At 51.6% G+C, this 14,009-nt stretch carries 10 protein-coding genes; 1 reads left to right on the forward strand and 9 read right to left on the reverse strand.

What is annotated here, in order from left to right; all coding sequences use genetic code 11:
• Nucleotides 1-33 precede the first annotated feature (33 nt).
• From DFP94_RS11960 to DFP94_RS11985, 6 genes are all read right to left on the reverse strand, one after another.
• Nucleotides 34-1,473, reverse strand: a complete 1,440-nt coding sequence (locus DFP94_RS11960) for a sensor histidine kinase (RefSeq protein ID WP_114496697.1) — start codon at nt 1,471-1,473, stop codon at nt 34-36.
• A 2-nt stretch (nt 1,474-1,475) separates the two neighbouring features.
• On the reverse strand, nt 1,476-2,201 hold the full coding sequence (locus DFP94_RS11965; protein ID WP_181873120.1) for a response regulator transcription factor: 726 nt from the start codon (nt 2,199-2,201) through the stop codon (nt 1,476-1,478).
• Nucleotides 2,202-2,235: 34 nt separating this feature from the next.
• Nucleotides 2,236-4,650 carry an outer membrane protein assembly factor BamB family protein gene (locus DFP94_RS11970; protein WP_114496698.1) on the reverse strand — a complete coding sequence of 805 codons (2,415 nt, stop codon included), beginning with the start codon at nt 4,648-4,650 and terminating at the stop codon, nt 2,236-2,238.
• A 620-nt stretch (nt 4,651-5,270) separates the two neighbouring features.
• A complete protein-coding gene (locus DFP94_RS11975; protein WP_342768247.1) occupies nt 5,271-6,017 on the reverse strand; it encodes an IS110 family RNA-guided transposase in 747 nt (248 codons plus the stop codon).
• A gap of 212 nt (nt 6,018-6,229) precedes the next feature.
• On the reverse strand, nt 6,230-7,543 hold the full coding sequence (locus DFP94_RS11980; protein WP_114496699.1) for an S-layer homology domain-containing protein: 1,314 nt from the start codon (nt 7,541-7,543) through the stop codon (nt 6,230-6,232).
• A 309-nt stretch (nt 7,544-7,852) separates the two neighbouring features.
• Entirely contained in the window at nt 7,853-8,815 is a 963-nt protein-coding gene (locus tag DFP94_RS11985; RefSeq protein WP_114496700.1) for a DMT family transporter, read from the reverse strand.
• A gap of 118 nt (nt 8,816-8,933) precedes the next feature.
• On the opposite strand from DFP94_RS11985, the gene pdxR reads away from it, so the two are divergent.
• Complete coding sequence (pdxR, locus tag DFP94_RS11990) at nt 8,934-10,421, forward strand: MocR-like pyridoxine biosynthesis transcription factor PdxR (RefSeq protein ID WP_114496701.1); 1,488 nt, start codon at nt 8,934-8,936, stop codon at nt 10,419-10,421.
• 42 nt (nt 10,422-10,463) lie between these two features.
• Here pdxR and DFP94_RS11995 read toward each other — a convergent pair whose 3' ends face one another.
• The 3 genes from DFP94_RS11995 to DFP94_RS12005 all read right to left on the reverse strand — a co-directional run bounded on the left by DFP94_RS11995 (nt 10,464) and on the right by DFP94_RS12005 (nt 13,986).
• A complete protein-coding gene (locus DFP94_RS11995; RefSeq protein WP_114496702.1) occupies nt 10,464-11,234 on the reverse strand; it encodes a protein-glutamine gamma-glutamyltransferase in 771 nt (256 codons plus the stop codon).
• Between the two features lie 369 nt (nt 11,235-11,603).
• Nucleotides 11,604-12,047: a hypothetical protein gene (locus DFP94_RS12000; protein WP_114496703.1), complete on the reverse strand. Its 444-nt coding sequence runs from the start codon at nt 12,045-12,047 to the stop codon at nt 11,604-11,606.
• 193 nt (nt 12,048-12,240) lie between these two features.
• Nucleotides 12,241-13,986, reverse strand: a complete 1,746-nt coding sequence (locus tag DFP94_RS12005; protein ID WP_114496830.1) for an ABC transporter transmembrane domain-containing protein — start codon at nt 13,984-13,986, stop codon at nt 12,241-12,243.
• Nucleotides 13,987-14,009: the final 23 nt, after the last annotated feature.

The following is a 14,009-nucleotide window of genomic DNA, read 5'->3' on the forward strand; positions in this document are numbered from 1 at the left end:
ATCGATTTATGAATAAAGTATTACTGCCCCTTCCTAATCCACCGGGAGAGTAAAATGAAACTCCGTTCCTTGTCCTTTGTTGCTACGAAAGGAGAGGATTCCCCCATGCGCTTCCACAATCGTCTTACAAATCGACAGGCCTAGTCCCGCTCCTTCCGTACGGCGGTAATGGCCTCCCTCTTCTCCGCTCTTGCCTTGAAAATAACGTTCGAATATAAAAGGCATATCCTGCGGCAGAATACCATCGCCCGTATCCGCCACCGTTATCCGCAACTGTCCGGTTTCAAGCTCGATGCTAATGCTTATCCTGCCGCCTGTGGAGGAAGCTTTAAGCGCATTGACTACGAGATTGGAGATCACCTGCTCCATCCGGTGTGCATCTGCCAAGATTAGGACGTCAGGGATCGTTAAGGGGCCTACATACGTGATTCCACGTGTTTCAACAAGGTGTCCTATAGGCTGCAAAATCTCTTCAAACAGCGGCCTGCTGTATTGCTCTGTCAGATGAATCGAGATCTGGCCCAGCTCCCTTAAAGCATGAAGGAGCAAATCATCAATCAATTTGGCCATTTTATCGCTTTGAGAATTCATGACAATGGCATATTCACGTACGGTGTCCATATCCGGACTGACGCCATCCCGTATAGCCTCTATGTACGCTTTCACGGTAGCCAGCGGCGTTTTCAAATCGTGGGAGATATTCGTGATCAATTCTTTTCTGGCCCGCTCCCCTTCGTCTCTCCGGCGGTGCAGGTCCATGATCTCCAGACGCATTTGATCAAACACCGCATACATCTCGCCGACTTCGTCAGCTCGGCCATACTCCACCTTTTGACCATAGTCTCCCTTGAGAATAGCGGCGCTGTAATCTTTAAGCCTAGTCACGGGTGCGATCATACCGTGATTTATTTTTCTATGTAATACAAGCAGCAATCCGGAAAGCCCGATGAAAGCCAGCAGCATCAGAACGCCGGGTACAATCACAAGCGAGACTTTTTTCGAAAGCAAGGCTTCCTCCGCTTGTAACTCGAATATCGCATTGCCGACTTGAGTTTGACTGTCTTGATCCACAACCGGGAAAGCGATCTTGTAGGTGCTGCTTCCAGTCCGGGCAGTGGACAAATCAAAATGTACCGCCGTTTTCGGATTGATTCGGTCGAGAGATCCGTTCGGAGAGGAGTTGAAAATTACACTCCCGTCCAGCCCGGCAAACAGAAGGCTCACTCCGCGCTGCCGGGCTAAATTCTGCAACGATTCGCGGGCGTTATTATCCCCGGCCAGCCTTTCGTGGTTCTGTTCCAGATAAACCATCAGATCGCTGACGGTCAAACGGGCCTGATTAATGGCCGCGTTCTCGCCAGGCTTATCCGAACGCATCAGATCCATAAGCAAATAACCGCCGCATGCGGTAATAATTACAATACATACCACCGCGGCGGTGATCCATCGTTTTGTCCAGCTCTTTAAATCCATAATTAAGACTCACTCGCTCCCGTAACCTGATCGTCGCTAAACTTGTAGCCCACGCCCCAAACAGTCTTGATAAAAACGGGACGAGCCGGGTCACTCTCGATTTTTTCGCGGATTCTGCGAACGTATACCGTAATCGTGTTTTCATCGCCGTATGCCCCGTATCCCCACAGTTCATCCAATAACCTGCTCTTGGAGAACACCTGATTTTTATGGCTGGAAAGAAAGAACAACAGCTCGAACTCTTTGGCCGAGAGCGAAATTTCCCGGTCCGCAATCGCGACCCGGTACCCTTTTTTGTCGATCACTAGATCTCCAAAGGTCAATAATCCGTCTTGCCGGGTAGCAGCATGGAGCAAACGTTCGTTTCTCCGCAAATGTGCGCTTATTCTTGCAACCAGCTCACTGAGAGAAAAGGGCTTGGTCATGTAATCGTCCGCCCCGAACCCGAGCCCCAGCACTTTGTCCGTATCGCTGCCCCTGGCACTGAGGATCAGAATCGGCGTGTCCAGCTTTTCGCGGATTTGTCGGCACAACTCGATTCCGTCCGCATCGGGAAGCATAATGTCCAAAATAATAAAGTCCGGCTGCACGGCCTCGATCAAATGAACGGCCGTTTTTCCGTCGCCGGCCACATGGACTTCGTATCCGCTGACGCGAATATAATCTTGCATAATTCTGGCCATGTCGGCTTCATCTTCGACCACCAGTACTTTTCGCTTCACATCCATAACTTCCTCCAACGCTTACCGCCAGAATTTAAAATTATTGTACCATAGCGGTAAATGGGGCAACATCGTACTTGAAAAACCCGCCGTTCGCCGTTCCGACATACAGCTCGTCACCGTGCAAGTTCAACGTCCCGCTCCGGTGATCCTGTTCGCGCAGTTCGGCATATCCCATTCTTGCGTCCCGCAGGCGTCCGAGCACGGAACCGAGCTTCTTGTCGAATATCAGCAAGTCCGAACCGTAAGGAAACAGCAGGGTGTGATCCAGCACCGCAAAGCTCCCGGCCGCATAACGCGACAAATCCGCGTCTTCCGCAGCGGTATTGGGCATGCGCCATAAGTAAATCCCCGTTTTCATATCGATGGCAGCCGGTATTCCGTCTACGGCAAGATAAAGCGTTTCGTCCCCGATGGCACCTTTGGACCCTTTTCCCGGAATCGTGAGCGTTGTCTTCTCCGCCGTAACGTCGTAAAGCCTTGTCTCAAACTGTGTCGCACCCCAATAATCGCTGTTATCCAGTGGATGCTGAATCAACAAATACCGCTCATTCAACACTTCGAAACGCTCCCCTGGAGATGATTTGTATTCACCTCGGGAGGTGCCCGTTTTCAAATCCAACAATCGCCAAGCATCGCCCACTAGAATCCAGCGCTTATCGGAATCGGGACCCGCGAAGTGATCGATTTGCGGCCCACCCGCAAAATAAGGCTCAAAACTGGGGTCGTCCAATCGGTCGCCTTCGGCCTTGATCTGCCATACCGGTTCTCCCGTCATGAGATCAAGCGCTTCAAGCTTGTTGTTGTCGCGAATCAGCACATAGGGGTCATCGGCACCTTGATTCAGAATCTGGGCCTCCCTGGCTACGTCCCTCTGCCAACGCTCCTTGCCGGTTTCGTTGTCGAGCACGCTTAATACCGAGGGAACGGAGACGTCCTCCTGCCCCGTATCCTTCCAGTTCACCAATATGACCGATTTCTTTACCGCCCACATCCCCATTTGGAACTCGTCACCGGATTTCCGTTCCCACATCGTTTTACCGTCGGACATCCGGATGCGCCGGACCTGGTTGACATACTTCTGTTCGGCGGGATTATAGGAAGTATAGACGTAGGCATAGTCGCCGGAGGATTCCGGCACTGCGTTTAGGACGCCGAATCCCGCATCCACTTGCCAACGCGTCTTTCCGTCCGCACGGCCGACGGCATACAGGGATGAATCATAATGCATGCCGCTGTAGCCCCCGTCATCCCCTTTGATAAGCAGCGTGTCTTTCCCCGCTCCGAGTAAATAGGTAAAGGCGAGAGTGCCCTGATTTCTCCACTTCGGCTTAATGTCGAGAGTTTGCGGGAGCGGTGTTACGGAATAGTCCTGGGAAAACAAATAGTCATCCCCGGCATAGACTCGGCTCCACGCTTCTCCTTTACCAGGAATAGTCCAATGCGTACGAGCCAGCTTTCCCGAAGGAGAAAATGTCACGGTGAAATGAGCATCTCTACGCTCATATCTCCAGGCCTCGCCAAGGATCATCGGGTCTCCGACCACGGTTTGCAAGTCTTCGGAAGATTCCGTATAGGTCGGATCGCCAAGCAGTTTCTGCACCGTTTTCGTATCATCGCCGAGCTTTAGGGACAGTTCGGTAATGCCGCGGATCGTATCCAGAGAAACTTGGGAATCTGGCCCCAATAAGGGGGCCGGAACCGGCTTTACACTCGTTACGTCCTTGTCCCGGACCCACAGCAGAGTCGGACGATATACTTCGTACCCCTCATGCCAATCAGACGGAGTCAAGATGACCCCGTACCAGTCATTCCATTTGGCTATCGCCACCATTTGGCCTGCTTCCGAAACCTTGTCATGCGTCCACTGTACCGAACTTGACGGTGCAAGCGACAGCTTGGCTTCAGAGGTCAGCGTTACGTTTTGCGGTGCCAGGCTCACGGTCTTTGCTGAAGCTTCCGAAACATACCAGAGCGGAATCCAGAGCGTCCCTCTATCGTACGTATGAAAAGAACCCATTTTACCGGATAAGGAATTAATCGTCATTTTTTCCCCGGACTGTCCGAAATATCTGACATGCAAGGCTCGCGGGTCGCTTGTGGCGCTTACAGGTCCAGAAAATAATGGCGCTGGATACCTGATTGCGATGGAGTCGCCCTGCTTGGGCAGCAGCGTGCGGTAAAGTCCAGATTGTGTCAGGGCGTTCCCGGCAGCTTCAGATGAACCGGAGATCAGCGACATGTCTCTCATGCTGCGTTCTGGTACGGCACGTTCTGATGCTTTCTCAGCAACTTCCTCCTTGACCTCAGCGGTCGCTGACGACATCATCAAAAGAAAAGCCCCGGCTGCAGCAAAACCGCCCATGCCTAATCGGCGAATCCATTCGTACCGTTTGGCTTGATTTTTTAACTTTATGGTTTCGGACACATCCTGCATCCGTTCAATTGCTCTCATCACTGCAGCCCCCTCTTTTTTCCATAAACGCTTTATTTAATAGACGTTTAAATTTGCGGAAAGTTTTAAAACTAGCCTCGCCTCTTCATTCAGGCAATAAACCGTAGGGTATCCCTCTTACTTGATCGTGGCCTATGGTGCCGCTTGCCGAACTTCGACTGTGTAGCGATGCATGATCACCGACATTCTAACGGACACCGGAGACCTTATTGAGATAAAAAACGGGACTTTTACCGGCTAACGGACACAGAAGCTCTTAAGGAGCGTTTTTCGCATAAAAACAGGGGTATCGGACCCATTTAAGGGCTCTGGTGTCCGTTAAAATTCTAAATCGGCGATTTTCCGAAGTTTAACGGCTCTCATGTCCGTTGCTATGAACGTTTTTGTCAAACCCTCGGTTTTAATGCTGCCTGAGCACATGGCACGAGAGCAAAAATACGAGCGACGGTTGGCACGCTGCTATCCGTGGGTTGGTTACCACATGTTATGCCTTCGTCAAGGAGAGCTTTTGCAAGCTAGAAACGCACGTTCAGTTTTTGCAAACTTAGTGCAAACGGACAACGCAAATTCTCTCCTAGACCTTCGTTTGCTCCCGGGCCTTGTGCTCAGGCGTGAGCTTGTCAAGCATCTTCCTTGACAAGCGCTTTGATTAAATCAACACTTTTCCTATTCCTCACCGGAGATGAGGAAGCCTGTTCAACTAATGCCCTTTCTAGGCGCCCCATGCGCTGTTCGATTTCATCTAAAGCGTGAAGCAACTCGCTAAACGCCACTTGCATAGGCTCGTAAGGGAACGTAAGCTGCCCTAACCAAGCACGATATTTCTTTGTCCAACGACGCTTTATGGTAACTGGCGGCTCAATCTGGTGACGAAGAAGGAACTTCAAAATCCGCTGGCGTGCCCGATGCGCATCCTCTTTGGCAGATTCCCGCGCACGGACTAATTCCCGCAAAGCCTCATCTTCCCGCCCAGGTACGTAAATGGGAGTTAACTCTCCCGCACGGAACAAACGAGCGAGTTGCTCTGCATCTCGTCGATCCGTTTTCACTTGGTCGCCGGGGCGTTTGGGAATAAGCGAAGGAGCAATTACGGCACACTTGACTCCCATGGAGGTAATCCGGCGGTAAGTTTCGTAGCCGGTGGGACCTGCCTCATAACAAAACGAAAGAGTATCCGTTGGTCCCAGTTCTTTAATGAGTTTACGCAGCGCTGCCGCCGAATGAGGAATACTCCCGTAATAACGCGGAGACTCCCCGTTTGAATCGGCAATAGCAACTACAATTTTTTCTTTGGATACATCTAAAGCGACGAATTTTTGTGGTAGACTGCATAGTATCAGCTCTCCTTTGCTATGTAGCTCTGAAATGGTTTGGTTTGTACACTATCCATTTTAACCTACGAGATGTAGCAATATGGAGGGCTGTCTTTTGTTACGTTCATCATAGCTAGAGGATGCAGAAGACCGAGACGAATAAAAAAATAACCGCCAAGGTGATAAGGTATCGCCCTAACGGTTATTACCGGTGCATCCTGCTCTGAAAATTTACGTTTCGTGCCGCGTTATCCGGGGATCGCGTTCTATTTGGTTGCCGCTACGGAAAATACGACGGTTTTGGCCGCATTGTCCACGAGGACGTTTACCGTATAATCGCTGAGGTTCGCCTGTTTGGAAGCCAGCGGTCTGCCCGCCTCCACTTCCGTACAGATGGCGTCGAACCAGCGGTTGAAGGCAATGGCATCGTAAGTAAACAGCTGATTCGCAAACAGCTCGATTGGCTCTTTATTGCGGGCTAACGTCCCTTCCCGCAGCCGGACCGTGATGCCGTAAGTATTGTATGTCGGATCCAACCAGATCGCGACTTCTTCCGTGGCTGCGCTCGCACTGGCTCCAGCTCCCGTCGTCCCGGCGCTGGCCGCCTGCTGAACCGCTTTCTTCTCCTTCTCGTCCTTATACAGGCGCAGCGTCGTATCGAGCAAATCAAAATTAGTGCCGCGTAGCTGTCCGGCCTGTTGCAGCGTGTTATAGGCATCCCACATTTTCTGATCCGGGAAGGCGACGATTTTTTGTCCCCCGCCAACGGTCGGCACCAGCCGCTGCAGCTTCTCTTTCTCCGGCTGAACCGGAAGCCGCTTCGACTTGTCCGTCAGCCGGTTCAGGATAACAAGCGCTTCGGCCCGGGTAACGTAACGGCCTACGCCGAAGTTTCCATCCGGGTAGCCTTCCATGATGCCTTTGATGAGCGATTCCGCAATGAATTTCTGTTCGCGCTCATTAGCGCTGGTCAGATCTCCATAGGCCTGCGCCACTGATCGGCTGAATTCCGCATCCTCCAAATATTCCGTCTCCTGCAGCGTATAGAATAGAATCTCCGCCACGTTTTCACGGGTCATGTCCGACTGGAAATCGCCGTAGCGGCTTTTGTTCAGGAAGTTCAAGTCGCTTGCGACGTCTAGGTATGGCTTAGCCCAATATCCCGTCAGAGATGGCTTGAAGTCAAAGTAGCGGTAATCCTGCTTTAAAATCGTCCGGTTCTCCTCCGTCAGCGAATCCAGAAAGCCGCTCCGCCAGCTTCTCTCCTGATTGGGGTGCTGCTCGCTGTAAGACAGGATCAGCATTTTAACGAACTGATCCACTTTGACCGGTTCGCCTGGCCGGAAACTTCCGTCGGGATAACCGTCCAGAATCCCTTGGCGCACCATCTCCACAATCGCCGGCCGAGCCCAATGCCCTCCGATGTCGGTAAATGATGGCTTGGACTGTGATTGAACCGCTTCCGCATAGGTCGCGGTTCCGCCAAGCAAGCCGGTCAAGCCGCCAAGCAAGCAAATCGTTAGAAAAATCCGGAACGCAATGCGAACCAGACCCTGCTGATTTTCGTGTTTTCCCTTCATTAGTTAGCCCCCTGCATTATATAATGGCAAGCTGCGAATGCAGCAATATAGTTACCATTATCCAGAAAACCACAATTCGCGAACGTTGTGAATAGGCCGGGCGGCTACCGCATTTGGCCCCAGAAAAACCCGGAAGACACGCTCCCCCCTGTCCGAACGCCTTGTTTATCTGGATTGGATTCCCAGTATCGGGCAGGAGGATGCATAACTTATTACCTATACCGCATTTCCCGTCCATTTCTGTTCATTATTTGTCCATATTTTTTACGTTTTCCGTCCTATTCTCACCGCTTGGCCACGGACTCTCATTCATACGGCCTCCCGATATCTATCGGCTGATTCTTCAAGACCTCGAGACGCGTTTTTGCCGGGTTGGCGTCCGATAAACCACATGCCAAGAATCACGGCTAATCCTCCCACAGCTTGAGCATAGCTAACGCTCTCATTGAGCAGGCCAAGCGACAGCAACATCGATGTCAAAGGCATCATCCCCGAATAGGCGGCCGCCGTATAGGTCGAAGTGCGCTTAATTCCTGCATACCAGCAAATGAATGCCAACACGGTTACGACCCACCCGTACCATAATAATGACAGCCACCCTGTCAGGCCGAGGTCGGACAAGCCTGATAACGGATGCTCCATGAATGCAGGAATCACGGCGAAAACAAAGGCGGCGATCGTGACCAGCGTCGTTTGTACGATAGGATCAACCGAAGAATCCCGGCGTGTTTGGTCTCGGCTGCCGGCACGCGACAAAGTATTGAACAGGGATTCGCTGGCGGCAGCCCCTAGTACCAGCAAATTACCGCCCAAATGACCGCTCAGAAAGAGATATCCGGAAGATGGCGACCATTGAATCAGCAGGATGCCGGTTACGGTAAACAGCGTGCCCGCCAGGATTCCGACAGTTAAACGCTCCCTAAGAAATAACCAGGCCATTAAGGCCGTAATCGCCGGAGCCGCTCCGGTCAACAAACCGGCTTCCCCTGCACTGGTTCCATGAAGGCCGGCCAGAAGCAAAGCCCGGAACAAAAAAATCCCGAAAAAGGCTTGTAAAACAACCATTTTCCAATCGGTAAACGTCATCCTTTTAATTGCCGCAATCAGCCGAATACGGTAAAGCGGAACGAGGATCAGCAGACCGAGTAACAGACTGAGTGCGGTAATTGTAAAGGGACCTATATGGTCCGATACGAGGCGGGCGGCAATGACGGAAGTGCCGGCCAATGAAAAAGCCAGGAATAAATAGATCTTCCCCTGATTTAAAATCATGATCCCCTCTCCTTTCCAGACTAGCGGAATTGATCATGGTATAATAATATCGGATAACTGGATCTATCCAAGTGCCGCTTTATCCCTATTAATACCAGTCCAGTTTGGAGGAAAAAATATGTGGGGAATTGTTTTGCAGCGCGGCGAGGGGAGTCCTTCGTTGGCACGCCAAATTTTCCAGCAGATCAGCGGCTCCATTCTGGAGGGAACCCTTCCGCCGGACGAGGCTTTGCCTTCGACGCGTGAGCTTGCCAAAGCGCTGGCCGTGTCCCGCCATACGGTAAGCGAAGCCTATGACATGCTGATTACGGAAGGCTATGTCACCAGCCGTCAGGGAGCAGCGACCCGGGTGACGGAGCATCTCTGTCTGGACCGTTCCCGCTCTTCTCGACCGGAGCCGTTAGTCACTGAAACGTTCCACCCGCTCTCTTCCGGAGTCGCTGCCGATTTCAAAACCGGGCAACCCGACCTGCGTCCTTTTCCCAAATATGTTTGGAGCCGGCTTCATTCGGACGCGTTTAGCCAATTGACTCCGGATTTGCTCGGTTACAGCGGACCGGACGGATTCTCTCCGCTGAGGGAGGAAATCGCGGATTGGCTTTTCCGGAGCCGGGGCCTCCGGGTGGACCCGAAAAACATCTTTATTACCGCTGGAGCAACCCAGTCGTTAAGCTTGCTGGCGGACTTGCTGTACCGCGATGAAAGGGAGTTCGTCCTAGAAGACCCGTGTCACACGGCGGTACCTACCTTGCTCCGCAATCGGGGGTATGCTTATCGACCGGCCCCGGTAGATGAGCACGGCCTGATGGTGGAGGAGACCGGCTTCGACTGGGACTCCGTGGATATTTCCGCCGTCTACGTGACTCCCTCCCACCAGTTCCCGCTCGGCGGCATCCTCCCGGCCAACCGAAGGACCGCTTTAATCCGGCATGCACGGGATAATTCTTTTTATATTATCGAAGATGACTACGACAGCGAATTCCGCTATCAAGGGGCCCCGGTAACTCCGCTGTATGCACTTGATCCGGAGCGGGTGATTTACGTCGGGACGTTCAGCAAAACCGTGTTTCCCGGACTGCGTCTCGGCTTTTCCATTTTGCCGGAAGCGTTGCAAAAAGGGTGGAAGCATTTGCGGCTGTATGCCGACGTGCAATGCCCTGTCGCGGAACAGGCTGCCTTGGCGGAGTTTTTGCGGACCCGAAAAATGGATCGTCATATTAGCCGCATGCGCAAATTGTATGGGCAACGGCGTCAGGTTTTGCTGGAAGAGGTGGATAAAATTTTCGGGCAGGCCGTGGTGCAGACTTGGGGGGATGCTTCCGGATTGCACCTGGCTTTGCAGTTTGCGGAAGGAAATTTTGACAGGAAATTCGTTCGTGAAGCGAAAGACTCCGGAATCCGCATTTCCACCATCGATAAATATTCCCTCACGGCCGGCAAACACACGGACAAACTGTTGCTCGGCTATGGACATCTCGAACCCGAAGAAATACGAAAAGGCGTTGCCCTGCTTTACGATTACTGGCGGCGACAATCGGGGATAGCGGGCGGAAAATCCAAGCGCGACGACCAAAGCTTCGACATAGAAAAACAGCCTCCTAATTAACAAAATTAGGTCAGGCTGTTCATCTTTTTTCGCACGCGCGATTCACCATCCAAAGGCATAAACCCGGCTTCCGATCCTTGCAGTCACGGTTTTCAACCTTTGAATGTAGGCAAAGTCCAGCGTCTCTATATCGTCCGTCTGATACGCGGATGTCATGCTTCCCGGTCTTCGTCTGGTATTAAGCAAGGCAATGATCTCATCTGGTGTGCGGATTCCCATGCCGTGGGCAAAAATGGTTCCGCCCGGAAGCAGGATTCCGTTCTCCCCGCGCCATTCCGGCGTCATGGGATTGAAATCGGGGTTTTTAAAATAGAGGACATCGCCGGGATAGGCTTCCATCGCTGAAACAATCCGGAGATCGCTGTCATACTTCCAATCGTATAGAAAAAGACCGGCAAAATATGCATTGAACGCCGGCTCGCCGATGGCATCCAGTACGCCCTTGTACAGCACGATCACCATGGCCGTTGCGCATTCGAAGGCATAGGCCCTGCCGTTTCGAAAAATATCGCGGATTCCTTCAGCCGGCGTCACCCCGCTTCGCAATCTAAAGCCCCCGTTTTGTTCCCGGATCCAAAGCTCCTCATTGCACCGCGAATTCTTAAACGTCGCGAATTTGGCGCCGCTGGCATGCAGTGCCCTGGCCGCCTCCACGATCGCACTCCTCGTTTTCAATTCAAACTCCAGTTCACCAATGGAACCGTAGCGATAAGTTACCGGACTTTGCTGTTTGTAGCGCAGAATTTCCTGCTCCACCCCGGTCAGCCTCAGCCGCCCCATTTGTTCAGCCTCACCCGGCGGAAGAATAATCATGTGGTCCACCTCGCAGATTGCCGGAAGCACCTGACTTCGAGCATCATTCTATTTGGGTTATTGTACGCGAGGAGGAACCGGAGCGTGCCTATTTTATTTCATTTAGTTCACTTACCAACTCTGCACTAATCATTTTCTACCCATTCTTAGGGACCCGTCAACGTCAGTTCACCTGAAAATAAAATATCATTGATTTGTACTTCAGAATCGACCTGCGATTTGTCCACTTTAATTACCGTTAATCCGCTGATCGATTGACCCTTTTCCGCAGTTTCAGGATTAATAATATTACTATCCTTGAATGTAAAAGGATCGAATCCTCCCGGTTAAGGGTAGAACCCGATCCTTATTGAGCCGTTTCCTTCCGGTTTATTCCGCCGGCATTCCGTTTTCGGGTGCAGGTCGCTTGGCTTTCATTTTTGCAGGCAACTGCCAAGCCGTAGCCACGGCCAACACCACGAAAACAATATCCATTCCGCTGAACATATCGATAAAATTGTCTTTAAAAACCGTAAAAATGTCGCTGTTAAAAATTCCTTCTAACCCGTTAGTCAAAAAGTAGGCAAAGGCGAAATACTTGCCCAGCAAGATGCCCAACAGACTGGCGATGACAGCTACAAGCTGGTGTACGGCTGTGACTTTTTTGGAGAACTTGCTTACCGCCAGTGCGGCCAAACCTCCAATCGCCCAAGCGACGATGCCCACCTCATATTCCGTCAACACCACGATCAGCGCCCATAAGGCTCCTCCAATAATCGCCGCGGCCAGGGCCGCCAAAACCGGTAAAACCAATGAACTTTTTTCTGATTCCATTTGATATGAATCCTCCTTGCAGTACAGACTGCCCATCCAAAATTTACATAAAACTATGTATAGATACACTTATTCTGCAATCTATCACGATATCCCTTTAATAGAGTAAATATTACTTTTTTTCAAATCAAAAAAGTCTGCTACAAGAAGCTCAAGGAACTTCATGCGGCAGACTATTTATAATCAACGAAACTCAAGCGTTTGCCGCAGCAAACTGGCTATTATACAGTCCTGCATAGTACCCGCCTCGGGCAAGCAATTCGTCATGATTTCCGCTTTCCACGACGTCGCCGTCCTTCATGTAGAGAATCAGGTCGGCTCCGCGAATTGTGGACAGCCTGTGGGCGATCACAAAACTCGTTCTTCCTTCCACCATCTTCAGAAAAGCCTGCTGAATGCGGATCTCGGTCAAAGTGTCGATACTACTGGTAGCTTCATCCAAAATCAACATCGGCGGATCAACCAGCATGACGCGCGCAATTGTAAGCAACTGTTTCTGTCCTTGGGACAGGCTGTCGCCGGACCCGCTGATCACCGTGTCATACCCGTGAGGCAACCGTTTGATGAAGCCGTGCGCATTCGCCGATTTGGCAGCCGCAACGATTTCCTCATCGCTGGCATCCGGCTTTCCGTAGGCGATATTTTCGCGGATCGTCCCTCCGAACAGCCACGTATCCTGAAGCACCATGCCAAAGTTGCGGCGCAGGCTATCACGAGTCACACGGTTAAGGTTAATACCGTCGATGGATATCTCTCCGTCATTTACATCATAGAAGCGCATCAGCAGGTTAACCAACGTTGTTTTGCCCGCTCCGGTTTGACCAACGATGGCAACCCTCGTCCCCGGGGGCACCGTCAGGTCCAGGTCTCGGATCAAAGGACGATCCGGCTGATAGGCGAATTGGACATCACGGAAGGTAATGGTCCCCTGTTCCGGTTTGATGTTCAGCGCATCCTCTCGATCCGGAATTTCAGCGGGTTCGTCCAGCACCTGAAAAATCCGCTGCGCCGAGGCGGTCGCCGACTGCAACTGCGTAATTACTCCGGTAATTTCATTAAACGGCTTCGCGAACAAATTCGCGTAAAGCAGAAAACTGGACAAGTCCCCCACCGTTATTCTGGACAAAATGACAGTCACGCTTCCGATCATCGCAATGATGGAAAAGGTCACGTTATTAACCAACCGGGTCGCCGGATTGGATAAAGAACTGATAAATTGCGATTTTACCCCAGCCTGGTACAGCTCTTCGTTTCTGGTCGAAAATTCGGCAAAGGAGCGGTCTTCGTAGTGAAAAGCTTGCACCACTTTTTGCCCGCCGACCATTTCCTCCACATAGCCGTTGAGCGAGCCCAGGATGCGGGCCTGATCGCGGAACAGCTGCTGGGAACGAATCGTAATGAACCTGGCAACATAAAAAGCCGCCGGTGCGGACAACAGCACCACCAGCGTCATAAGCGGACTGGTATACAGCATGAGCCCGATTGCTCCGACAATAGTAATCACGCCTGTAAGCAGCGTGGAAAAGCCCTGCAACAACCCGTCCGACACCGCATCCATATCGTTGACAAAACGGCTGATGCTGTCCCCTTGCGGGTGATTATCGTGATATTTTAACGGCAGCACGTTCATGCGATCAAACATTTCACCGCGCAGATCGTTTACGGTTTGATAAGCCAAGCGATTGGTCAAATAGGTAAGAAGCCACCCGAACAGGCTGCCGACAGCGTAAACGAGTCCAAGAAGGGTAAGCAGCCTGAATACTTCCTCAAATCGGACGGCCCCTTTCCCGATCATTTGATCCATCGTCCGCCCGATCATGTACGGACCGGTCAGACTGGATGCAACGCTAATCATTGCGCTTACGACAGCCCATACTGTATACCTTTTGTATTTTCCGGTATACTTCAGCAGCCTTTGCCAGGTTTGCTTTGTGCTCATTGTTTCCACCGAATTTTTTGCAT

It is taken from the genome of Fontibacillus phaseoli, assembly GCF_003337355.1.
Lineage (GTDB): Bacteria > Bacillota > Bacilli > Paenibacillales > Paenibacillaceae > Fontibacillus > Fontibacillus phaseoli.

Bases quoted from the DNA above. Each gene is read 5' to 3' on its own strand.
- DFP94_RS11960 (WP_114496697.1), bottom strand. From the start codon at position 1,473: ATGGATTTAAAGAGCTGGACAAAACGATGGATCACCGCCGCGGTGGTA.
- DFP94_RS11965 (WP_181873120.1), bottom strand. From the start codon at position 2,201: ATGGATGTGAAGCGAAAAGTACTGGTGGTCGAAGATGAAGCCGACATG.
- DFP94_RS11970 (WP_114496698.1), bottom strand. From the start codon at position 4,650: ATGAGAGCAATTGAACGGATGCAGGATGTGTCCGAAACCATAAAGTTA.
- DFP94_RS11980 (WP_114496699.1), bottom strand. From the start codon at position 7,543: ATGAAGGGAAAACACGAAAATCAGCAGGGTCTGGTTCGCATTGCGTTC.
- DFP94_RS11985 (WP_114496700.1), bottom strand. From the start codon at position 8,815: ATGATTTTAAATCAGGGGAAGATCTATTTATTCCTGGCTTTTTCATTG.
- pdxR (WP_114496701.1), top strand. From the start codon at position 8,934: ATGTGGGGAATTGTTTTGCAGCGCGGCGAGGGGAGTCCTTCGTTGGCA.
- DFP94_RS11995 (WP_114496702.1), bottom strand. From the start codon at position 11,234: ATGATTATTCTTCCGCCGGGTGAGGCTGAACAAATGGGGCGGCTGAGG.
- DFP94_RS12000 (WP_114496703.1), bottom strand. From the start codon at position 12,047: ATGGAATCAGAAAAAAGTTCATTGGTTTTACCGGTTTTGGCGGCCCTG.
- DFP94_RS12005 (WP_114496830.1), bottom strand. From the start codon at position 13,986: ATGAGCACAAAGCAAACCTGGCAAAGGCTGCTGAAGTATACCGGAAAA.